The organism is Nostoc sp. CHAB 5836 (assembly GCF_020829445.1).
GTDB lineage: Bacteria > Cyanobacteriota > Cyanobacteriia > Cyanobacteriales > Nostocaceae > Nostoc.
In genome coordinates this window covers 14818-36534 of record NZ_JAIVFV010000049.1, presented here as the reverse complement: position 1 = coordinate 36534, position 21717 = coordinate 14818, and the positions used below count along the sequence as shown (strand labels likewise).

The following is a 21717-nucleotide window of genomic DNA, read 5'->3' as shown; positions in this document are numbered from 1 at the left end:
TATTTAAATGGTAGGTTTATTTCCGCCGACCTGTACTAGATATAAACGAATGCCCTCATCGATTATGAGGGTTTTCCTTTTGCCTATTTTAAAAATCAGGAAACCTAAAGAAACGCTAAAATCAAGTCAGCCTTTGTATTGTAGCGGTTGTGTCCCACATCACTCAGAGTGCGGTTCACTGCATAAATCCTGATTGTCAACGTCCTTATCCTCAGCCTTGGGGAAACAAATTTTGCAACAGCTGTGGCGCACCGCTAGAGTTGTTAGACCGCTATGTCCCACTTCAGCCGTTGGGATCGGGAGGATTTGCTCAAATCTACACGGTTTGGGATGAAAAAACTCAAACCGAAAAAGTGCTGAAAGTGTTGGTAGAAGATTCACCAAAGGCACTGGAATTATTTACCCAAGAGGCGGCGGTTTTATCTAGCTTGAAGCATCCGGGTGTCCCCGCAGTCGATGCCGATGGATATTTTCACGTAAAGTTGTTCAATCCCAAACCGCACCAACTGCCTTGTCTGGTAATGGAAAAAATCAATGGGCGGACTTTAGAGGAGATATTAAAAAAGTTTCCCCAAGGCTGTCCAGAGGATTTGGTTTTAAACTGGTTTGCCCAAGCTGTACAGATTTTACAAGAATTACACAAACGTCAGATTATTCACCGGGATATCAAACCTTCTAATTTAATGCTGGGCACGTCTTTGTCAACTGTAACCCCGCCTCCAGGGCAAACAGAAGGCGATCGCCTAGTATTAATTGATTTTGGGGGCGCAAAACAATTCAGCGCCTCTAAACTACGTTCTCAGTCTAGTTCCACCCGATTATTTTCTTCTGGCTACAGTCCACCAGAACAAGTGACTGGAGGTATTGTCGGGCCAAGTGCCGATTTTTATGCCCTTGGTCGAACGGTGATTGAATTACTAACAGGTAAATACCCCCTAGAGTTGGAAGATCAGCAAACTGGGAAATTGCGCTGGCGAACTGAGGTGAATGTCAACCCACAACTAGCAGATTTGCTAGATGAGATGGTGCAGGATGATGTGCGATCGCGTCCAGCAAATGCAGCTATGATTCAAAAACGTTTGGCGAAGATTTCTCAACCATTACCAGTAGCAGGGTTGTTTGCCCAACTGCGAAACAAGATTAAACAAGCTTCAACGCAAGCTGACCAGAGATTTACACTACTAACACAAGCTATTGAACAAATTTGGGCTAACTTGAGCCAAGCTGTCACCAAAACCGTTATTTTTATTACTCAGTCAATCATCAAAATTTTTCGAGCTTGTTTGGCGACGATTTGGGCGATGATTCTGAGTAGTATGGGCGCTTGTTTTGGTGCGATCGCTGGTTTTATTTTGGCCTATCGCACCAGCTTGGGGCGTGGGGTTGTGGAATTTATTTCGAGTCAGCTAAAGGAATTAGTGCCAAATACTCAACCCGTCTTCGGGGCAGATATTTTGGTGTTCGTTGCAGCTGGCTGGGGAACCGCTTGGGGACTGACAGCATCCGGGTGTTTTGGTCAACGGAGGCGGTTTTTAGTGGCGTCCTTGATGGGCATAATTAGCTATGGCTTCGGCTGGTTGATTTTGCAATTAATCACACCAAAAGATAGTGGTGAGGGCTTAGTGGCAGTGATTTTAGTAGCGGTTTGCCTACTCATCTTAAGCTTAGGACTTCGCGGCCATCACATAGTGTACGCTGTATTCGCTGCCTTTGGCAGTGCGATCGCCTATGCCGTTTTGATTCTTTTGAGGTTAGCACCTCCGATATTCCAATTTACCAGTCAACCAGCCTGGTCAGAGTTATACTCACCTCTGGCTTTTTTTGGTTCTGTAGGCTTCTTTATCAGCTTCTGGTTAGGAGTGAGTTACTACCTAATTGTCCCTGGATTGCGCCTTTTAGGGTGGCGGTGAGGGAGGTGGGGGAGGTGGGGGAGATGGGGGAGATGGGGGAGATGAGGGAGATGAGGGAGATGGGGGAGATGAGGGAGATGGGGGAGAAGTAATCAATTCCCAATTCCCAACTCCCAATACCTAAAAACAAGATCCCCCTAGTCGTATTTTTCATCGAGCTAGGGGGATCACATATGTGGTAGTCTATAATTGGTTCGGTATAGTTGCTTACGAATCGATTCTATAGCTTATATTTCAGTTTGAGTAGTCTTACCATTAGAATTTATAGTATTTTTATAGCTTCTTAATCAATGCTTCATCCTTGTTATTCGCTAGGGAAGCGGTATATGTAAGTATGACAGTACGCGATGTACGTAACTCGTGATTTTTGGAGATATCAGTAAAAAATATGAAACTTAAGATTGTTGCTACCGTCGCCCTGTTAAGTTGTTTCGGGTTTGCAGAGCAGTCCCTTGCATTAAATCAGCTAGACTTGGATCAGTTGAAGGCAACAAGTGCCTGTCCCCGGTGTAATTTGAGTGGTGCTGACTTAACTAAACTGAATCTAAGTGGAGCAAATTTGCGAGGGGCTGACTTGAACAGTGCTATATTATCTCAAGCTGATCTCACGAATGCGGATCTCACTGGTGCAAATTTAGCAGTTGCGCTTCTGAATTCGGCGAATCTCAGAGGTGCTTCTTTAACAGGAGCAAATTTAAAATCAGCATCCTTGGAAAATGCCGATTTGTCTTTTGCCGGCTTCATCAGCGCTAATTTGGAAGCCGCAAGCTTAAAAGATGCCAAATTGCAGTTTACTAATTTTCGCGGGGCTAACTTCCGACTAACAACTTTAGCTAATGGTGTCGTCACCTCCGACAAACCTTATGGCTGGTCGTTAGAGCGTCAAAATGCTAGAGAATGTAACGAATTCAAACCGGAAAATACTTTAGGCACAACCTGTTATTCAAAATAAACTGGGGAGTAGGCAATGGGGCATTTCCAACCCTTTACACCTACAACTTCTTGAAGTATCTGGCGGTCGGGAACAGCCCGAAACCCAGCTTTTCATAGGTACAACGTGCCGGGTCATGTCCAGGATCGCCTCCGGTTTCGACCATAGCAACGGACATTCCAGCAGTTTTCATCCAATCAAGAGCGAATTCCACCAGAGCCGTGCCAATGCCTCGACGTTGATAGTCTGGATCGACAGCGATCATGTAGATTTCTCCTAAGCTGCTCTGTGAGTGGAGTTTCACGGCTACAAAGCCCACGGTTGAGCCAGAGTCCATCGCCGTTGGCGGGTCTTCTCTTCGAGACGCTACGGGAACGACCGCAACCCACACCTTTGTCTCCTCTGCCGTACAGACTTCCTCGACAGCCTTTTGCTGGCTTACACGCCAATCGGCGGGATACAGTTCCCGGTACACGTCAAAGTCCATCGCTTTCTGAATGGAATCAAAGACCGGAGTCCATGCCCGAAGCGAAAGACGAATGACGGCATCAAGTTGACGAGGGTCGTATGGTTCAATTCGCATTTCGGTAGAGCAATTTAAAGTTAAAGGCTAGTACCATATCATAAAATAATTTGGGAGCATCCCAATGCAAGCTTAAATTTTTTCCCTCACCCCCAGCCCCTGTCCCAAAGATGGGAGAGGGGAGACATAATTCTAGTTCCCCGAATCCCGAACATGGGATTCGGGGTTCGGGGGTGAGGCCTATCAAAGTTTTTGCACATTTGGGATGCTCCCAATAATTTTGTAATAGACATCTAGTGAAATTAGATATACGTTACCCAGAACGCTTGTAGAGACTTAGCAGTGCTTGTAGAGACGTAGCAGTGCTACGTCAAAACAATTCTTTTTCACCAGATGTCTAATAGGTCTATTAATTCTTCTCCTCCCTTCCCTGCTTGTTCTTAACTATCCTTGTATAAGTAAGTTGGCGCAAAAAAATCAAAGTATGTTACGAAACGTAAATAGCCTTAAAATCTTTACTAGTGACCAATACTTCGACTTCGCTCAGTACAAGTGACAAAGGACAAATGACAGCCTTAGCCAGTTAGCTTTAATTGCGCCGACCTACTTACCAAAAGCATTTTGTTTGTTAACAGTTCTTTATCATGGGAAAAAAGCCTATAGATTAATTGAATCGATGCTTACCCGTATTAAAGACTTAGCAGCAAAACTAGCGCCCCGTTTAATTGAAATTCGCCGCCACATCCACTCTCACCCAGAACTCAGCGGTCAGGAGTACCAAACAGCAGCGTTTGTAGCTGGTGTTCTGTCTTCTAGTGGGCTGCACGTACAAGAAGGAATTGGCAAAACTGGCGTTATTGCAGAACTGCAAGGTACTAGCCAAAATGAGCGTTTATTGGCAATTCGCACCGATATGGATGCCTTACCAATTCAAGAAAGCACCAATTTGGAATATGCCTCTCGCGCAGAGGGTATTATGCACGCTTGCGGTCATGATGTCCACACCACAGTGGGGTTAGGAACGGCAATGGTGCTGTCCCAATTGGCTGAGGAATTGGGTGGGAAAGTGCGGTTTTTATTTCAGCCAGCTGAAGAAATTGCTCAAGGCGCAAGCTGGATGGTGAAAGATGGGGCGATGGAAAATGTTTCGGCTGTATTAGGGGTTCATGTTTTCCCTTCTATCCCCGCAGGTTCTATTGGTGTGCGTTACGGGGCGTTGACAGCCGCAGCTGATGATTTAGAAATTCTGATTATGGGAGAATCTGGACACGGGGCGCGTCCCTATGAGGCCATTGATGCGATTTGGATTGCTTGTCAAGTGGTTACTGCAATGCAACAAGCCATCAGCCGGACGCAGAATCCCTTGCGTCCTGTAGTATTGAGCATCGGGAAGATTAATGGTGGCAGAGCGCCGAATATAATTGCAGATAAAGTGCAGTTACTGGGAACCGTGCGATCGCTCCATCCCGAAACCCGCGCCCATCTTCCGAACTGGATTGAAAATATTGTATCTAATGTTTGCCATACCTACGGAGCAAACTATCAAGTCAATTATCGCCAAGGTGTACCCAGCGTCCAAAATGATTATGCACTGACGCAATTGTTACAATCAGCCGCCGAAGAAGCTTGGAGTAGCGATCGCGTTCAAGTCTTACCCGAACCTTCCCTTGGTGCTGAAGATTTTTCGATGTATTTGGAACACGCCCCCGGTTCTATGTTTCGCTTGGGTGTAGGCTACAAAGAAAGAATGATTAATCACCCATTACACCATCCCCAATTTGAAGTCGATGAATCTGCAATTATCACCGGGGTTGTAACTATGGCATACACGGCTTATAAATACTGTCAGCAAAATTTGTAAATAAAAACTCCCAGCAGATAAACGCTGGGAGTTTTTGTTTAATTTTAGGACTTACGCAAAGGCAACGGAAAACGAACCACAGAGAACGCAGAGTTCACGGAGGAATGAGAGTTTGAGAGGGTTTTTGCGTAAGTCCTAAATTTGAATCTTACTCCCCTTCCCTTGTAGGGAAGGGGTTGGGGGTTAGGTCTGTATTGCACTCAAGCAAGAAGTGCTATAGAAAGTCTGAAAGCTTCCTATACATTAGATTCGCTAACAACACCTAGTTTTTGTTGAATTCTAGTTTTAGCAGCTTTGAATTCAGTAGCAAGTTGTTCACTTTGGTCGGTAGTCAAGTTGTTGCGAATGGCAGCAAACATTGTGGTTTCTTCTTGACGAATATGATCGCCAATGGCATCCAATAGCTGTTTGACTTTCTCTTTGAACTGGGGCGAAGATGGGCTAATGGCCTTAATTTCTTCTAACGCCTGCTTGGCATGGGCTTGTTCATCAAACAGTTCTTGAGTGTTATCTTGACCGTAGAAAGGGCGTACTCTTGGATAAACTACTTCTTCTTCAGCTTCAGAATGGGCAGTTAAATCCTTGTAAATTTGACCGAAGTACTCTTGGATTTTTTGTGGATCGTTGCTTTGTAGTAGTTGGGTGAATAGGGTATTTACCTTGTTGTGATCAAGGCGGATTACATCTTGGATATTTAGATCCTTTTTGTCGCTGTTTTGAGTCACAGCACTACCTACTACACCACTTACCGCAGCCATCGCGTCTTGGACACGTGCCCAAATTCCTTGATCTGCATCTTGTCCAGTTAGTTCACGGACACCTAGAATTTCCAGAATGCCTTTGAGTTGCTCTTGGTGAGCGCGGTTTTCAAAGTTAATGGTATTCAAAGGTGCGATCGCTAGCAACACATCAGCACCTACTTTTTGAGCAGCCTTGTGAACTATCAAGCCACTCATTACTAATTGATGTTTCAGTAATTCATGCTGAGATACTTTTTCATAGAGGCTCAACTCAGAACCTTTGAACAATTCGCGAGCTTTTTCAATGAATTGGGTAACGGTATTTTTGGGTTCAGCCTGAATGCCATACTGACCGATTACAGTTTCTAGAACCCCAAGGTTTTTTTCGTCATCACTGATGAAATTTCGGATGCGATCGCCAATTTCCGCATCCAGTCCTTCTTTCAAAAGTGATTGCTCATTTTCGATTACTAACTTTTGGAGTGCTTTGATGCTTGCCAATTTTACAGCAATAGCATTCCGTTTCGTATCATCTAAAGTGGCTACCATCCGTAGTTCTCCTCGGCAAAGTGTTTATCGTTATTACTTGATATAACTTTGACATAGGGCTTAGGGATATTCCATCTTTCTTTTGAGCGATCGCTCTCACAACCTAGGGTAGATAAACACAACTTTTCGTTACATTTTCTGTTCTTATACTTTTAGATAGATAATATTTAAATCTGGATTCTATCCCGAGGCAGATAAAATATTAATAATCTAAGATTTCTTTAAGAACACCTTTTAAATCCACCTCAGTAGGGCGTTTTTCAAATTGCTCGTGGCTATAAATCCACACAAGCTTGATTACATAATCAGTTGTATTGACTAAATACATTAATCTAATTTGTCCCGAAGCGCCTTTGGATACCTTGAACTCTAGCTTGTGAAATGACCATCCTTGAGGTAATTCAATCTTTCTAGGCAAAGGTTCGTTACGAGAATTGATCGGATATTGGTCTTCAATTAAATCTTCCAAAACTTCTGCGACACACTCAACAAAATCCGATCTGTAGGCTTTTGCGAGTTTTTTGAAAGAACGGTTGAAATTATCGGATTTTTCAATCGAGAAGGGAGTTGAGCCAGTCACGCACCTCTCCTTTACGAATAGGAGTTGATGATTCCGAAGTACAAGCGTCTTTTAAAATTTCCCGCATTACGAATTGATACGCCGGATGATCACGCTCTATTTGGTCTAGTTTCTGATGCCCCAATGCTTTCAAGTCTTCAAGAAGAATTGCCTTAGTTGAGCTAGCTTCAGGTAGCAAACCTAACCTAACCTTTTTCCAAGGAAACTCCAAGTGCGTCATACCACTAAGTTGATAAGCATGGTAGCCACCAAAATATTCCCATACTTCTTCTAGAAGTTGTCTCTTATCCTCAGGTATCTCTAACAGTAATTCTTGACTAGGAATAGGTAATTGATTAGCTTCAAATTCACTGTAAAACCTGTAAGCCGGAGGACAAACAGGGCCATAGCGCCATGCTTGTATTTCTTCTTCAAACAATGGCTCGTCATACATCGCCAAATGTAAGCTTTGTGCGTAATACAGAAGCTTTTGAACCTTCATGTTGGTCATTTCTGCTTCTATACTGTCTTCGTAAGCTCTGACGATGAAGTAGCGAGCCACATTTAGACAATCAATCATAATCAGACTCGTAAATTAAGACTGGTTAACTATCTTTAGGTATTTTTAATGAACACCCATATAGTCATGCCTTAGCTAGGAATAACCATAGCATAACCCAACGCATTAAAATCAGTAGTTAGTAAATCATTTAAAAAATGTCGAATCTTAGCTTCATCAAAAATTCGTTAAGGTTATGCTAGTTTGACATTATAGAGGTTGCCAGGTGCATAAAGTACATATCAAAACCTCAACCCGATAAAGCACAGTTTCATCCGGTTGAGGTTAATCTCTACCTAACTCTTACAGAATGTTTGAAAATTTAAAGGGTGTTAAAGGAGATCGATAAGTAAGTGCCTAAAATAATAGGCAACGACTTTTCAAACATCCTCTTAGGCTTGGGAGAGTGAGATGTTGCCAAAAATAATTTTCAAACATCCTCTCATTAGGAAAGGCTATAGCAGTGCCACAAAATAGGATACTCCATAGATTTGTAACATCGCCAAGCACTTTCAACTGCTCTTTAATAAGAATAGAAGGATGAGATTGAGTCATTGGATATTCCAACATTTTCAACCCAAGAATAGTTTCCTGGGCCTAACGTTCTACTAAAACCTGTTCTGTTAGCATCTGCGTAGAATGTCCATGTTCCCTCAAAAATTTTAATTGAAGAAATTCTATCGTTCCAACGACGTCCTACATAATCATAGCTATCGGCTGTCTCCCAACTATCACCTCTAAAGTTTATATCTTCATAGACTTTTAAGAAAGGATATGCACCACTAATGGTTTCGGCTTCTTCAGAGGTCATTTCTGAGTAAAGTGAACTCATCTCGATAGTTTTCATGTCTTATGTTGTCCTACTTTTGGTGTAAATATATCTACATACTACAAGGAAAGCTATAGCAACCTCAAATGATTCATGACAAAACACTATCTTAGCTTATTAAAACTAAGTCGAAAATATGACAATTAAGTTTTGACAAAAACAAAAGCTTTCAGAGAGATTACCCTCACATTTATACGTATTGCTTCAGTTTCAAAACAAAGCTAAGTTTTCGCCTACGTGTTTTCTCAGTAATGATTTATGACTGCCATATGAGGCTTCAATTAATAAGTTATCACTTTTTTAAAAAAGTGAATTTACTTTAATACGAAACTTTACTTTTTATCATCAAAAGATTGCTTCCATTTTCCTTTATTAACCCAAGTTGCTAGTTACTCTTATGGGCGATCGCTTTGGAGAAGTTAAACAATAAAATCCTTTGAAAAAAGAAAATGATGAGGATTATATACTAAAGGAAATTAATTGCCATATATGCTACTAAAGACGACCTGTTGAAGGCGATTGAGCATAATAATCAAGATTGCGATTGCCTATTGTGACGAGTGGGAAGTGCGATCGCGTTTAACACCAAAGCAAAGCACCTCAACTCATCAACCGTAATTTTCAAGAGCAATACCGCCCTTTACATTCCCATTGTCAGTAAATCGAAAACTTTTGTAATTCAACTGTAATTAAAGTAAATAATAAGGGTTTCAGGCTACGTTTTCAGTCTTGCTTAAAGCGAACATCTGTTCTACTCAGTAGAGTCTAGCTATAAAGCAAGAGTTTAAACACTTATTCTAAGAGCATTTCAACTGATTAGCTTTGAAGTCTGAAATCAAATACAGAAAAGGCTTAGAGAAAAATTTGCGATTTACTACTTGTGGAGTTTACAAACCTCAGCGCAATTGTGACGATTACGCTAGAATTATTAAAGGTTCTTTACAGAGTTTGCTGATCATCCCCAATTCTGTTAAAACAGCCTAGCATTCAAATGTAAATCTAAAAACCCCCTCTAGAGTTCACCAAAAGCTTCTATGACGCTCCCAATTCGCAACGTCGCCATTATCGCCCACGTTGACCACGGCAAAACCACGCTGGTTGACGCACTCCTCAAACAATCCGGCATTTTCCGCGAAGGCGAAGACGTTCCGGATTGCGTTATGGACTCCAACGCCCTAGAACGGGAACGGGGTATTACTATCCTCTCGAAAAATACAGCCGTTCGCTACAAAGAAACACTAATCAATATTGTTGACACTCCTGGACACGCTGACTTTGGTGGCGAAGTCGAACGCGTACTCGGCATGGTTGACGGATGTCTTCTGATTGTCGATGCCAATGAAGGCCCCATGCCCCAAACGCGCTTTGTCCTGAAAAAAGCTTTAGAAAAAGGGCTGCGCCCCATCGTTATTATCAACAAAATCGACCGTGGAAAAACTGACCCCCACGTTGCTGTTGATAAAGTATTGGATCTGTTCTTGGAATTAGGGGCAGATGAAGACCAGTGTGATTTTACCTATCTGTTTGCCTCGGGTATGGCAGGTTTCGCCAAGGAAAGCTTGGAAGCAGAATCGGTAGATATGCAACCCCTGTTTAACGCAATTCTGCAACACGTTCCAGCACCAGTAGGCGATCGCAATAAGCCTCTGCAATTACAAGTCACAACCCTAGATTATTCTGAATATCTGGGACGAATTGTCATTGGCAGAATTCATAACGGTACGATCCGCTCAGGACAGCAGGCAGCTTTAGTAACAGAAGATGGCACTATTGTCAAGGGTAAAATTACCAAGTTGATGGGCTTTGAAGGGCTGAAGCGGGTAGACATGGAAGAAGCCACGGCAGGTTATATTGTCGCGGTGGCTGGTTTTGCTGATGCTTACATTGGGGAAACAATTACTGATCCTAATGAACCGCAAGCTTTACCACTAATTAAAGTGGATGAACCAACCTTGCAAATGGCCTTCTGGGTGAATGATTCGCCCTTTGCTGGTCAAGAAGGTAAGTTGGTGACATCAAGACAGATACGCGATCGCCTATTCCGCGAACTCGAAACCAACGTTGCTTTGCGTGTCGAAGAAACCGATTCTCCCGATAAATTCCTGGTTTCCGGTCGTGGAGAACTCCACCTGGGTATCTTAATTGAAACCATGCGTCGGGAAGGCTTCGAGTTTCAGGTATCTCAGCCACAGGTAATTTACCGTGAAATCAACGGTCAACCTTGTGAACCTTACGAACTTTTGGTGTTAGACATTCCTGCTGATGGTGTGGGTAGCTGTATTGAACGCCTGGGACAACGCAAAGGCGAAATGCAAGATATGCAACCAGGTAGTGGCGATCGCACCCAGCTAGAGTTTGTCATTCCCGCCCGTGGTTTGATTGGTTTCCGGGGTGAATTCATGCGGATGACTCGTGGCGAAGGTATCATGAACCACAGCTTCTTAGACTACCGTCCACTCAGTGGCGACATTGAAGCGCGTAACAAAGGTGTTTTAATATCCTTTGAGGAGGGCGTTTCTACCTTCTACGCCATGAGAAATGCCGAAGATAGAGGAGCATTCTTTATTACTCCAGGTACAAAGGTTTACAGAGGGATGATTGTGGGAGAACACACTCGTTCCCAAGATTTGGAACTGAATATCTGTAAGACCAAGCAGTTAACTAACCACCGCGCTGCTGGTGGCGATGAATTGGTGCAACTGCAAGCACCAATAGATATGAGCCTAGAGCGTGCTTTGGAATACATCGCAGCCGATGAATTGGTGGAAGTTACACCCCAATCGATTCGTCTGCGGAAGATGTCGAAGAAATTGGTGAAACGGTAAGTAAAGCAATAACTTAATTGATTGAGAAAGCCTGCTCATGCGGGCTTTTTGTTTTTCATCCCAACCTACACTGATTGATTTTATTACAAGTAATCACCCGAACTTGATATTATAGCGGTTCCCAATTGCATGGAATACAGACTTAACAAGAACAGCCCCAACCCTTGTAGCGTTGGGGAGTAATAGTAATACTCAAAGCCTCTCTCCTTTTAGGAGAGAGGTTTGGAGAGAGGTCAAAACCTAGTTTGATTTATTCTCACCGACTTACTTACTGAAAAACCGAAAATTTCACTCAAAAAAAATGAGGATGGTATATGCCATCCCCATTTGATTTTTTGTTATTTTACTGATTTCCAGATGGTAGCCAGAAAAGAGTTAGCTATTACAGTTGTGGTACATACTGCTGCTTCTCAGGTACTTCAGCGTACTCAGCCACAATCTGGCGGAATTCTTCGCCGTCAATGGTTTCCTTTTCGATCAGCAGATCGACTAAGCGATCAGTGACAGTGCGATGGTCACGGATAATCTTCTTGGCGTTTTCGTAGCATTCTTCGACGATCGCTCGCACTTGTCCATCAATGCGGGAGGCGATGGATTCGGAATACTCAGATCGGGTTGTCCAGTCACGACCCAAGAATACTTCTCCTTGCTGGCTTTCTAAGGACAGTGGCCCTAAGTCGGACATCCCGAAACGAGTCACCATCTGCCGAGCCATTCCCGATAACTGCTGCAAGTCTCCACCAGCACCAGTTGTGACTTCAGCAGCGCCAAAAATCACTTCTTCGGCGGCGCGACCACCCAAAGCACCAGTAATCCTCGCCCTCAACTGGGAACGGGAAATTAACCCCTGTTCTTCGTTGGGCGTAAACCAAGTTAAACCCTGTGCTTGTCCTCTTGGGATGAGTGTGACTTTCTGCACTGGGTCATGGTCTTTTAACAAAGTCCCAACTAAGGCGTGTCCAATTTCGTGGTAAGCAATTAAGCGCTTGCTCTTGCTGTCCACCAACGGAGTGCCTTCCATCCCAGCAACTACCCGATCCACTGCATCATCAATTTCGCGGAGGGTGATAGCTTCTTTGCGTCTCCTAGCAGTCAGAATTGCTGCTTCGTTGAGCAAGTTGGCTAAGTCAGCACCAGTAAATCCAGGAGTGCGGCGAGCGATCGCATCCAAAGATACACTAGTGTCTAATTTCTTGTTCCGCGCATGAACTTGCAAGATTTCCAAACGCCCTTTGATATCGGGTGCATCGACTGTTACTTGTCGGTCAAAGCGACCGGGACGCAACAAGGCTGAGTCTAGTACGTCGGGACGGTTGGTGGCAGCAATAATAATAATGCCTGTATTACCTTCAAACCCATCCATTTCGGTGAGCAATTGGTTAAGGGTTTGCTCTCTCTCGTCGTTACCGCCACCGATCCCAGCACCCCGTTGTCTGCCCACAGCGTCGATTTCATCGATGAAGATGATACAAGGGGCGTTATCTTTAGCTTTCTTGAACAAATCGCGGACGCGGGATGCACCCACACCAACGAACATTTCCACGAATTCCGAACCGGAAATACTGAAGAAAGGTACACCTGCTTCGCCAGCGATCGCTTTTGCTAGTAAAGTTTTACCAGTTCCAGGAGGCCCAACTAACAGCACTCCCTTGGGAATACGTGCGCCCACAGCAGTAAATCTTTCTGGCTGCTTAAGGAAGGTGACAACTTCTTGCAATTCTTCCTTCGCTTCTTCGATACCGGCTACGTCGTCAAATTTGACCCCGGTTTTTGCCTCCATTTGGAAACGCGCTTTGGATTTGCCAAAGTTCATCGCTTGACCTGGGCCACCGGGGAGGTTGCTAGAACGCCGGAACAAAAAGAACAGCCCGGTAATCAATAAAACTGGAAACACAAGATTGCCCAACAATCCCCAAATTGCGCCATCATTACGCATGGGGTGGGCATCAAAACTAATTGCTTTTTCTTTGAGCTTGCTAATTAACTCAGGAGCGTTAACAGGCAAATCCACACGCCACCTTTGGACACGATTTTCGATGTCTGGATCGCGGGCTTCTATAATTGCTGTCCTACCGCCTTCGTAAAGATCCACGCTAGTGACGCGATCGCCATCCAAGTATTCTAAAAAGCGACCATAAGTCATGCGGGTATTGGCTGCATTCTTACTCATGTCAACAGGAGCGCTTGCAAAGGCCCCTTGCCAGAAGAAAAAGCCAATTACCAAAGCCGGCAACGTCCAGAGTACTAGGACTTTCCAAGAGAATTTCATGTTAATTTGCCTCTAGATGCCTATAGAATTCATCAGCCCTAGTAACGGAATGTTGATCACTCTGTCACTTTCAGCTGTTAAACGGATGTTTATAAATCCATTTTGTTTAATTTGATCTCTTATCTGCACTGCCATAGAGCGATTGGCTGATTATGGCAATGCCAACAAGAATCTTAATTAAAGTTAACTTAATTTTAATACAATATCGCACGAGAAAAGGGAGGGTAAAGCGAAAGACCTTAGTCATTTGTCATTTGTCATTTGTCATTTGTCATTTGTCATTTGTCATTTGTACTGAGCGTTTGCGTAGCGTCTCGTAGAGAAGTCGTTGGCGAAGCCTCTGGTAGAGTTGTATTTGTCATTTGTATGCCCAATGCCCTACTTAACTTCTGTAATTTGGAGAGTGTAAGGAAGATACTTGCCTTTTTCATAAGAGCCAACCCAAATTTGGTAACTTCCAGCCAGCCATTCACCAACAATGCCAGCATTTTTACCATTAAAATCGTCATTGCACCAAGTACCACCGGGGCCCTTGACAATGATGGTCGTATCTTCAGGACTTTGCATTTGCAACTTCAGGTAGTCAAATTTACTTGTTAGGGCTAATGTGTGGTCTGGTGTTTCATCAACAAATCCAGTACAAGGGCCAGTGGCTGTTTCGCTCCTCCCGCCTACTTGACTCCCAGGTATTGAACCACCACTCATCCCGCGAACTGTCAGGGGGTCTGGGGAAAACTGAGGCCCAATGGTGACATCTCCAAATATCTTTGGCGCTTCCTGAGCATCAGTCACGGCATTAACTATCGATGCGATCAAGAGCGTGACTATTATTATGAACGATAATCTCATCCCTCTATTGAGCGCTTTTGTTGGCATTGTAATTACGTTTGCTTCTACGTGTTTTTGAAGACATTAATTTTACACACCAAGTTCCCATGCCCACAAGGAGATGGAGTTTTTCATCGTTTATTTTGTAAACCTTTAATGGTAGCGATCGCATATTTTGCCACAAGATCAATCTCCTCTTCTGTATTAAACCTGCCAATGCCAAACCGCACTGAGGCATAAGCTAGGTGTTGGGGGTGTCCCAATGCTGTGAGAACATGAGAAGGTGCAGTATTTGTCGAGGAGCAAGCAGAACCAGAAGATATAGCCATTACTGGCTGCAATCCTAGTAAAAGTGCAGCTCCATCCACTCCTTCAACACTAATATTCAAGTTTCCCGCCAATCGTTCTTGAGGATGTCCGTTAAGATGAATTCCTTCAACTTGCGAAAGCTGTTTCCACAATCTTTGTCTTAACTGGGTGAGGCGTTGGTTTTCTGTTGCTTGTTCACCCAAAGCGATTTCTACAGCTTTCCCAAAGCCGACAATTTGCGGTGTATACAATGTACCAGAACGCATCCCCCGTTCATGTCCACCGCCATGCTGCTGGGGAGCCAGTTGCACTCTGGGGTTGCGTCTGCGAACGTACAGCGCTCCAATGCCTTTGGGGCCATATACTTTATGTGCTGTTAGCGACATCAAGTCAATTTTCATCGCTTCCATATCCAAGGGAATTTTACCAATAGCTTGGGCTGCATCGGTGTGAAAAATGATCTGGCGATCGCCTCCGGCGGGGCGTAGCCCATCGCGGCAGATTTCCCCAATTTCTGCTAGAGGCTGTAACACGCCAATTTCGTTATTTGCAGCCATCACCGATACCAAAATCGTCTCAGGACGTAAAGCTTTTTTTAACTCAATTAAATCAACCAATCCATCTTTTTTGACTGGGAGAATAGTAATTTCAAAACCAAGAGTTTTTAAATAATTACAAGGATCAATAACTGCACTATGTTCAGTGGCAACAGTAATAATATGCTGACCTTTTTTAAAATAAGTTTCGGCAACACCTTTAATAGCTAAATTATTTGCTTCTGTTGCCCCACTAGTAAAAACAATTTCCTCTGGTGTCGCGTTAATTGCTGCTGCTAATATCTCTCGCGTTTTTTTGACAGCCGCTTCTGCTTCCCAGCCGTAAACATGACTACTACTTGCTGGGTTGCCAAATTTTTCTGTGAAGTAGGGTAGCATTGCTGCGAGTACCCGTTCATCTAAGGGTGTAGTAGCGTGACAATCAAGGTAGATAGGGCGAATAGACATAGTGGTTAACTAAAAATTTGACTCAAATTTTTTAATACACTTAGAGGATGTTTGAAAAGTCCTCTTCTTGGTAGCAAAACGTTCTAGATCCCCCTAAATCCTCCGAGAAATTGGGGGACTTTAACAAGTTTTGCGGGTTTAAGTCCCCCAGTTCAAAAATCACGTAAGTAATGCAACTGGGGTTTAAATCCCCATTACAAAACAAAATTTACGAATTACGAATTACGTTAGCGTAGCGGTAGCGAGTCCGCGAGCGTCATTACGAATTATTTTAAGTCCCGCTATAAAATAAATATGATTCACGTAACATTGCTGTCAGGACTATTTCATTGTCATCTAGTTCGCCTCAGAATGAATTCTGAGTCTAACAGCGAAAGTAGTCTTTAGACGACTAATAAAAGGTTATAGTCCGTTTTAACGGACTTTAGCTATTAGCCCAGAACTTTAGTTCAGGGCGGTAGCCCTGCATTGCTGTAACTATAACTGCACCCAGTCGCATTAGGTGGCTACTAATTCTCGTAATTTAGTTAAAACTGCCTGAGCATGACCTTTGGTTTTCACATTAGGCCAAGCATAGACAATAATTTTATCAGGTGAAATTAGAAAGGTTGAGCGAGCAACACCCATATACTCTTTGCCCATAAATTTTTTCAATCGCCAAGCGCCGTAGGCATCTATCAAAATATGTTCTGGGTCACTTAAAAGGGTGATTGACAAGTTATGTTTGCTGATAAATTTACAATGGGACTTCCCCAAGTCTGGACTTACGCCTAAGATTTTCGCTCCTAGTGCGCTGAAGTCTTGATACAATTGGGTGAAATCTTTCGCTTCGGTGGTACAGCCCGGTGTGTCATCTTTGGGGTAGAAGTAGAGGATAATCCACTGACTGCTGAGGTCGTCGAGAGTGACTGAATTGCCATTTTGGTCAGGAGTGGAGAAATCTGGCGCTGGTTGTCCAACTTGGGGAATGTTGCTCATGATGGGGGTGTCAGAGATTGCGTAAGCGTAGCCTGTTGTAGATATGGCTTTAGAATTATATAGGACTAATATAAAACTCCTATTTGATTTCTAAAAAAATCTAAGTATTTGTAGGGTGTGTTAGGCGTAAGCCGTAACGCACAAAAGGCTTGAGATGGTGTGTTACGGCTGACTATTCCCTCTTTAAATTTGCTTACAATGACTCAAGATATGCAACGCGAATTTACCAACCGCGATGAATTGCTAGCCTACCTGCGCGAACAATTTCCAGGTGCAGCAGAACGCGATGACCACATCAGCGAAACTGTGGGGGGACGCAAAGCGGCACAAGACGCGCTGCAAAAAATCGACCCAGTTCGCTACGCCCAAACACGTAATTTCTTCACAGGTGCCCTCACGCGACTTTCACCTTATATCCGCTATGGCGTTTTGAGTTTGCGAGAAATTCGAGATTATGTTCTTGACCAGGTACAGCAAGAAGATGATGCAACAAAACTAATTAACGAGTTAGGCTGGCGCGACTACTGGCAAAGGTTGTATGTGAACTTAGGAGATGAAATCTGGAATGACCAGGAAGAGTATAAAACTGGTTATACTGTGGGCGAATATGCAGCCGAATTGCCGCAAGATATTAGAGAAGGAACCACAGGCAGAATTTGCATTGACAGATTTAGCCGTGATTTGAAAGAAACTGGCTATCTACATAACCACGCACGGATGTGGCTGGCGGCTTACATTATCCATTGGCGGCGGATTCGTTGGCAAGTAGGAGCTAAATGGTTTCTCCAACACCTTTTAGATGGAGATCCTGCTAGTAATAATATGTCATGGCAGTGGGTTGCTAGCACCTTTAGTCATAAACCGTATTTTTTCAACCGTGAAAACTTAGAACGCTACACCAAAAGCATTTATTGCCAGAAATGTCCGCTTTCCGGTCATTGTGATTTTGAAGGCAGTTATGAAGAATTAGAACAGCGACTTTTTCCCAAAGGAGAATTTAGCAAACAAGCTAATAGCCAAAGTTGGCAGCATGGGAAGAAAGGCAAAAAATAGACATCTGGTCAAACAAGGGTTCTGGGCAACGCATATTTAATTTCTGGAAATGTCTAATGAATAAACCAATTGTTTGGATACATGGAGACTGCCTCAGTCTAAATAATCCTGCATTACAAAAATACGCCAATGCCCCAGCTATCTGGGTTTGGGACGAGGCTTTGATAGAGGAATGGCAATTGAGTCTCAAACGTCTCGCCTTCATCTACGAATGTTTGCTAGAGTTACCCGTTATTATTCGTCGTGGCGATGTGGCACAAGAAATTTTAGCTTTTGCTCAAGAACATGATGCTAATTTAGTTGTCACAGCTGATAGTCCTAGTCCCCGGTTTGATAATATCTGTAATCAAATGGAGCCTTCTATAGCAGTCCAAGTGCTGGAGATAGAACCATTTTTTGACTATGAGGGCTATATTGACCTAAAACGGTTTTCCCGCTATTGGAAGGTGGCTCAAAATTATGTTTTTTAATTTTTATTAAAAATATATCGATTTGCAAAACAACAATTTTTGTTGCATTTGTTTACATAAAATGTCTGACTCTATTGAGGTTTGTAAATAGTTTGTATTTCTGCAAGGAATATTCCTTTAGACTGAATTGCAACTGAAAAATGTGGGAATAAACACAAATGCATTCCTTAAATATATTTTGTCACGAATTTGTAGTTGCTGTTTCCTTTGTAGCTTGCATTATTGGGCTGGTGTTATTATGGGATGGGAAGCAACAAACAAATGATGTGGAAGAAACAGAGCGGATTCTGTTTAGAATGAGCTTTAGTTACTGGCTAGTTTATTGTGTAGCTTTTGGCATAGAGAAAATGGTTTTACCTGACTGGGAATCCGTACTCATGACATTGAGAATAACTACGGCTCTGTCATATTTCTTAACTTTCTCTTGCATCGTTAGTCTGCCGCTACACAAATTTGCCATACATCGGGTTGAAGAATAGTTATTTGAGCATGATTAACATTTCATGGCGATCGCTAATGTCGTTTCTAGTTGATCCTGGGGCAAGGTCGTTAAAATAAACACCTCTTGTACGGTCTTGCCCTGCCGTGCGATGACTTTATAGCCTCCCCGAATTGGTACTGAGACGCGCAGCTGCATTTTTGGACAGTGACCTTTTGCCCGCCCAATCACCCCCGGCGTCACGGTTTGGATCCCATCGTGCTGACAAAGACGTTCTAAAATGGGGATAAGACCAGAAAGGTGTGTGGAGTGATTCCAAACCAGTCTGGCGGCTTTTTGCGAAGCCGTGCGGAGAGGATCTACGGTGGGTTTGCCCATGATAATTAAGCTGCTTCTAGAGGTGCCATTGTCAAACCTGCTCGGCGCAGTTGCTGGTGATAGAGTTCCGCAGGTTCTTGGGGCCCGACCCAGACGATCGCTTGACCTTCATAGTGTACCTGATTAGTCAGATCCCAGGCGCGATCGCCACTCATCCCCGGAATATATTTCATCAAACATTCAGCCACGTGTTGGAATGTATTAAAATCATCATTTAATACAATCACTTTGTAATTCGGGTAAGTCTTAGGAGTAACTTGATTAGACCGTTCAGGAGCTATAGTTGGTGCTGTGGACATCCCGTAAACATTTGTTGAAACTATCATAACGGTAGAGAAATTGATCAATAATATTTTACAAAACTACACTACAAGTCACCAGTTTAGTTCAACGATTAGTTGTCCGTTGTCATTTGTCAGTTGTCCTTAAGCAATGACCAATGACCAATGACCAATGACCAATGACCAATGACCAATGACCAATGACCAATGACCAATGACCAATGACCAATGACCAATGACAAATGACCAATGCCCTATTTCCAACTATCCCAGTTTTCGTTAAAAATAGATGTATCTGGGAAGGCGGTGGGGTTGCCATTTTGTTGCAAAAGCCGTTTGAGTGCTTCCAGTTGTGGCTCTTGTTTGGGTAAATCATTGACTAGTTGGTAGGGTGCGATCGCATTTTTAATCGCAAAACTAGCAACTGTTCCCGCAGCTGCGCCAGCCGACCATTCAAAGGAGTGTACTCGATAGGCGGCAGCAGCAATATGACTAGTAGCAATACTTTTGCCACCTATTAGCAAATTGTCAATTTTCTGGGGAATCATCGCCCTCAAAGCAATTTGAAAGGGATAAGCTTGACCAGCACCACGTCTTTCGCCTGGACGTTCTTTGTTACCGGGGGCTTCTGGAGGACTATTCAGCATGCAAGGGTGGAAATCTATGGCGTAGTGACCAATACCCACTGCATCAGGGAAGATGGTAGAACGAGTCCGCCGCATTGCTTTATCTGGTGGAATTTTACCGTCAATTACTGATATTGCTTCCAAACCCGCAACGGCTGCTTGTAGCCTACGATACATATCTGCTGGCAGAGTCTTGGAGTAATACTCATCATTATAATTTCGGCGAGAAATATCAATTTCCCAGATTGCAAAGCCTCCGGGTTGTCCCCAACTGGGGCGGCCAATGATGCGGCGTCCTTCTCGCATATAGGGATATTTCGATAAGCCATGCACTGTTCCCATTGGCGAATTTAAGCCGGAAACAAAGCGGTTATTTGTTTGCTGTTGCTTGACACCCTCCCCTAGTTGAGAATCTGTAGTCCCAGCGACCAACCAGTAATAGAAAGATAGGGCATTTTCTTCAGCGTTGCGGAGGGTCTCTGTTCGCAGTCCTCCCATCCAACCCCCTGGTTTTAACTGCCCAGTAGCTTGTAATTGTTGGCGAGTGTAAATTAGATTATCTCTCGCTGTTCCAGGGCGGTAGTCGTTACCCCAAGTCCAGTTTTGCATGGAAATATCCCCTGGTGTAGCCCCAGTGAAATTTATACCCCCGAATTTTACTGGTTTCCCTTTGTTTGGACTCCAAATGCGCCGATAGGTAAAAACTAAATCAAAGTTAGCCAGTCGCGTTAATTCATAGCTGAAATATGGCGCATATTGTAAGTAAAATGGGGGCATTGTCTGGGGTTGCGGTTCCTTGGTTGCCTCCATTGCAAAGGTGTAGGTAAAACCTTGAGGGCAATATGGGTCGTTGTTGGCAGCAGAAGAAGAAGGTTCTAGGTAGGAACGGGCATCAATGCCTAATCGGTAGGGGACATCTGCAAGGGCGATGATTTCCCCGGTTTCGCTGGCATCTACAACGTACCATTTAGGAGTATCCCCTTTCGCTGCCTTGGGGATGAAACGCAGAATAGTTTTAGTAAATCGAGATGAGTTTTCGTAGCGATAGGCATCTTCAATACTTTGAGATAAAGTAAAAGTATTAAGAGGTGGTGCGCCTTTTGGTGGTTGATGTTGGATGGCGATCGCACTATTAATTATTTTGCCATCAGCAGCGATTTCCAAATCCTTAACTACTGTATTGGGAAACCATTGCAACTTACCTTTGCCCCGCTTTTCGGCATCTTTAAGCATCTGGTTCAAAATAGTGTGAGCATCGCGGGGAAGAAAGCAGGAGTCACTTACCCAACAGTCACCGGGGTTAAGTTTACCGTATTTGCGCCCAATGCGGTTTCGCAATTCCAAATAGCCGCGAGAATAGAATTTGAGAGCTCGCTGAGTTGGGCGTTCATCTAACGCAGATGTCCCTTGAGCAGAAATTTGTCCTCCCAGCCAGTCAGTAATTTCTGTGAGACAAACCGTTCGCCCTGCTAGCAACCCCTCGTAAGCTGTGGCTACACCAGATAGTCCACCACCCACAACTAAAATCTCGCAATCAACACTTTTGTCTGGGTTTCTGGGTGGTGTGGCGTTCGTCTTTGACGTTGGCGCAGCCATCGCAGAATCAAATGCAACTAAGTTAGATATTAAATTGAGAGTAATCAGCGATGTCAAACTGAAAGCTACTTTGTGTCTACGCTTCATGGTTAAAAAAACTGCTCCAAATCCTGTGTCACTTTGTAGAAGGTAGCATCTAGCAAATGTTTAACTCAAGAAATTCTTCACTAAACATCTGGTAGAAATTAAATATGCGTTAT

20 protein-coding genes are annotated in these 21717 nt (G+C 43.6%); 8 read left to right on the top strand and 12 right to left on the bottom strand.

Annotated elements, in window-relative coordinates; translation table 11 throughout:
• Nucleotides 1-149 precede the first annotated feature (149 nt).
• Both LC605_RS12420 and LC605_RS12415 read left to right on the top strand, forming a co-directional pair.
• A complete protein-coding gene (locus LC605_RS12420) occupies nucleotides 150-1910 on the top strand; it encodes a serine/threonine-protein kinase (protein ID WP_229547842.1) in 1761 nt (586 codons plus the stop codon).
• A gap of 388 nt (nucleotides 1911-2298) precedes the next feature.
• Nucleotides 2299-2862, top strand: a complete 564-nt coding sequence (locus LC605_RS12415) for a pentapeptide repeat-containing protein (protein ID WP_229547841.1) — start codon at nucleotides 2299-2301, stop codon at nucleotides 2860-2862.
• A 40-nt stretch (nucleotides 2863-2902) separates the two neighbouring features.
• Here the strand turns inward: LC605_RS12415 and LC605_RS12410 are convergent, their stop codons facing one another.
• Nucleotides 2903-3178 (bottom strand): N-acetyltransferase, encoded by a 276-nt coding sequence (locus LC605_RS12410; protein WP_229547848.1) that lies wholly within the window; start codon nucleotides 3176-3178, stop codon nucleotides 2903-2905.
• On the opposite strand from LC605_RS12410, the gene LC605_RS12405 reads away from it, so the two are divergent.
• Both LC605_RS12405 and LC605_RS12400 read left to right on the top strand, forming a co-directional pair.
• Nucleotides 3163-3384 (top strand): hypothetical protein, encoded by a 222-nt coding sequence (locus LC605_RS12405; RefSeq protein WP_229547849.1) that lies wholly within the window; start codon nucleotides 3163-3165, stop codon nucleotides 3382-3384. The two genes, LC605_RS12410 and LC605_RS12405, sit on opposite strands and share 16 nt — an antisense overlap.
• Before the next feature lie 656 nt (nucleotides 3385-4040).
• Nucleotides 4041-5225, top strand: coding sequence for a M20 family metallopeptidase (locus LC605_RS12400; RefSeq protein ID WP_229547847.1), 1185 nt, complete (start codon nucleotides 4041-4043; stop codon nucleotides 5223-5225).
• A 236-nt stretch (nucleotides 5226-5461) separates the two neighbouring features.
• On the opposite strand, the gene LC605_RS12395 is transcribed toward LC605_RS12400, so the two are convergent.
• From LC605_RS12395 to LC605_RS12380, 4 genes are all read right to left on the bottom strand, one after another.
• Nucleotides 5462-6514: a hemerythrin domain-containing protein gene (locus LC605_RS12395; RefSeq protein ID WP_229547840.1), complete on the bottom strand. Its 1053-nt coding sequence runs from the start codon at nucleotides 6512-6514 to the stop codon at nucleotides 5462-5464.
• Between the two features lie 202 nt (nucleotides 6515-6716).
• Nucleotides 6717-7094, bottom strand: coding sequence for a hypothetical protein (locus LC605_RS12390; protein WP_229547839.1), 378 nt, complete (start codon nucleotides 7092-7094; stop codon nucleotides 6717-6719).
• A complete protein-coding gene (locus LC605_RS12385; protein ID WP_229547838.1) occupies nucleotides 7066-7653 on the bottom strand; it encodes a Panacea domain-containing protein in 588 nt (195 codons plus the stop codon). Before LC605_RS12385 ends, LC605_RS12390 begins: the two co-directional genes overlap by 29 nt.
• A 502-nt stretch (nucleotides 7654-8155) precedes the next feature.
• Nucleotides 8156-8479: a beta/gamma crystallin-related protein gene (locus LC605_RS12380; protein ID WP_229547837.1), complete on the bottom strand. Its 324-nt coding sequence runs from the start codon at nucleotides 8477-8479 to the stop codon at nucleotides 8156-8158.
• A 1016-nt stretch (nucleotides 8480-9495) separates the two neighbouring features.
• On the opposite strand from LC605_RS12380, the gene typA reads away from it, so the two are divergent.
• The gene (gene typA, locus LC605_RS12375) at nucleotides 9496-11286 is read left to right on the top strand and encodes a translational GTPase TypA (RefSeq protein ID WP_229547836.1); all 1791 of its coding nucleotides are present in this window, start codon (nucleotides 9496-9498) and stop codon (nucleotides 11284-11286) included.
• 382 nt (nucleotides 11287-11668) lie between these two features.
• Here the strand turns inward: typA and ftsH2 are convergent, their stop codons facing one another.
• The 4 genes from ftsH2 to bcp form a co-directional block, all read right to left on the bottom strand.
• Nucleotides 11669-13555: an ATP-dependent zinc metalloprotease FtsH2 gene (gene ftsH2, locus LC605_RS12370; RefSeq protein WP_229547835.1), complete on the bottom strand. Its 1887-nt coding sequence runs from the start codon at nucleotides 13553-13555 to the stop codon at nucleotides 11669-11671.
• Between the two features lie 378 nt (nucleotides 13556-13933).
• Entirely contained in the window at nucleotides 13934-14431 is a 498-nt protein-coding gene (locus LC605_RS12365; RefSeq protein ID WP_229547834.1) for a hypothetical protein, read from the bottom strand.
• Nucleotides 14432-14514: 83 nt separating this feature from the next.
• Entirely contained in the window at nucleotides 14515-15696 is a 1182-nt protein-coding gene (locus tag LC605_RS12360) for a cysteine desulfurase family protein (protein WP_229547833.1), read from the bottom strand.
• Between the two features lie 498 nt (nucleotides 15697-16194).
• Nucleotides 16195-16674, bottom strand: coding sequence for a thioredoxin-dependent thiol peroxidase (gene bcp, locus LC605_RS12355; RefSeq protein WP_229547832.1), 480 nt, complete (start codon nucleotides 16672-16674; stop codon nucleotides 16195-16197).
• Nucleotides 16675-16872: 198 nt separating this feature from the next.
• Here bcp and LC605_RS12350 point away from each other — a divergent pair, with 198 nt between their 5' ends.
• The 3 genes from LC605_RS12350 to LC605_RS12340 all read left to right on the top strand — a co-directional run bounded on the left by LC605_RS12350 (nucleotide 16873) and on the right by LC605_RS12340 (nucleotide 18676).
• The gene (locus LC605_RS12350) at nucleotides 16873-17727 is read left to right on the top strand and encodes an FAD-binding domain-containing protein (protein WP_229547831.1); all 855 of its coding nucleotides are present in this window, start codon (nucleotides 16873-16875) and stop codon (nucleotides 17725-17727) included.
• Between the two features lie 56 nt (nucleotides 17728-17783).
• A complete protein-coding gene (locus LC605_RS12345; RefSeq protein ID WP_229547830.1) occupies nucleotides 17784-18197 on the top strand; it encodes a universal stress protein in 414 nt (137 codons plus the stop codon).
• Between the two features lie 158 nt (nucleotides 18198-18355).
• On the top strand, nucleotides 18356-18676 hold the full coding sequence (locus tag LC605_RS12340; RefSeq protein WP_229547829.1) for a hypothetical protein: 321 nt from the start codon (nucleotides 18356-18358) through the stop codon (nucleotides 18674-18676).
• 14 nt (nucleotides 18677-18690) lie between these two features.
• Here the strand turns inward: LC605_RS12340 and LC605_RS12335 are convergent, their stop codons facing one another.
• The 3 genes from LC605_RS12335 to LC605_RS12325 all read right to left on the bottom strand — a co-directional run bounded on the left by LC605_RS12335 (nucleotide 18691) and on the right by LC605_RS12325 (nucleotide 21604).
• Nucleotides 18691-19014, bottom strand: coding sequence for a DUF2103 domain-containing protein (locus LC605_RS12335; protein ID WP_229547828.1), 324 nt, complete (start codon nucleotides 19012-19014; stop codon nucleotides 18691-18693).
• 5 nt (nucleotides 19015-19019) lie between these two features.
• Nucleotides 19020-19340, bottom strand: coding sequence for an ATP-dependent Clp protease adapter ClpS (gene clpS, locus LC605_RS12330; protein WP_306426860.1), 321 nt, complete (start codon nucleotides 19338-19340; stop codon nucleotides 19020-19022).
• 209 nt (nucleotides 19341-19549) lie between these two features.
• Nucleotides 19550-21604 carry an FAD-dependent oxidoreductase gene (locus LC605_RS12325; RefSeq protein WP_229547826.1) on the bottom strand — a complete coding sequence of 685 codons (2055 nt, stop codon included), beginning with the start codon at nucleotides 21602-21604 and terminating at the stop codon, nucleotides 19550-19552.
• Between the last annotated feature and the right edge of the window lie 113 nt (nucleotides 21605-21717).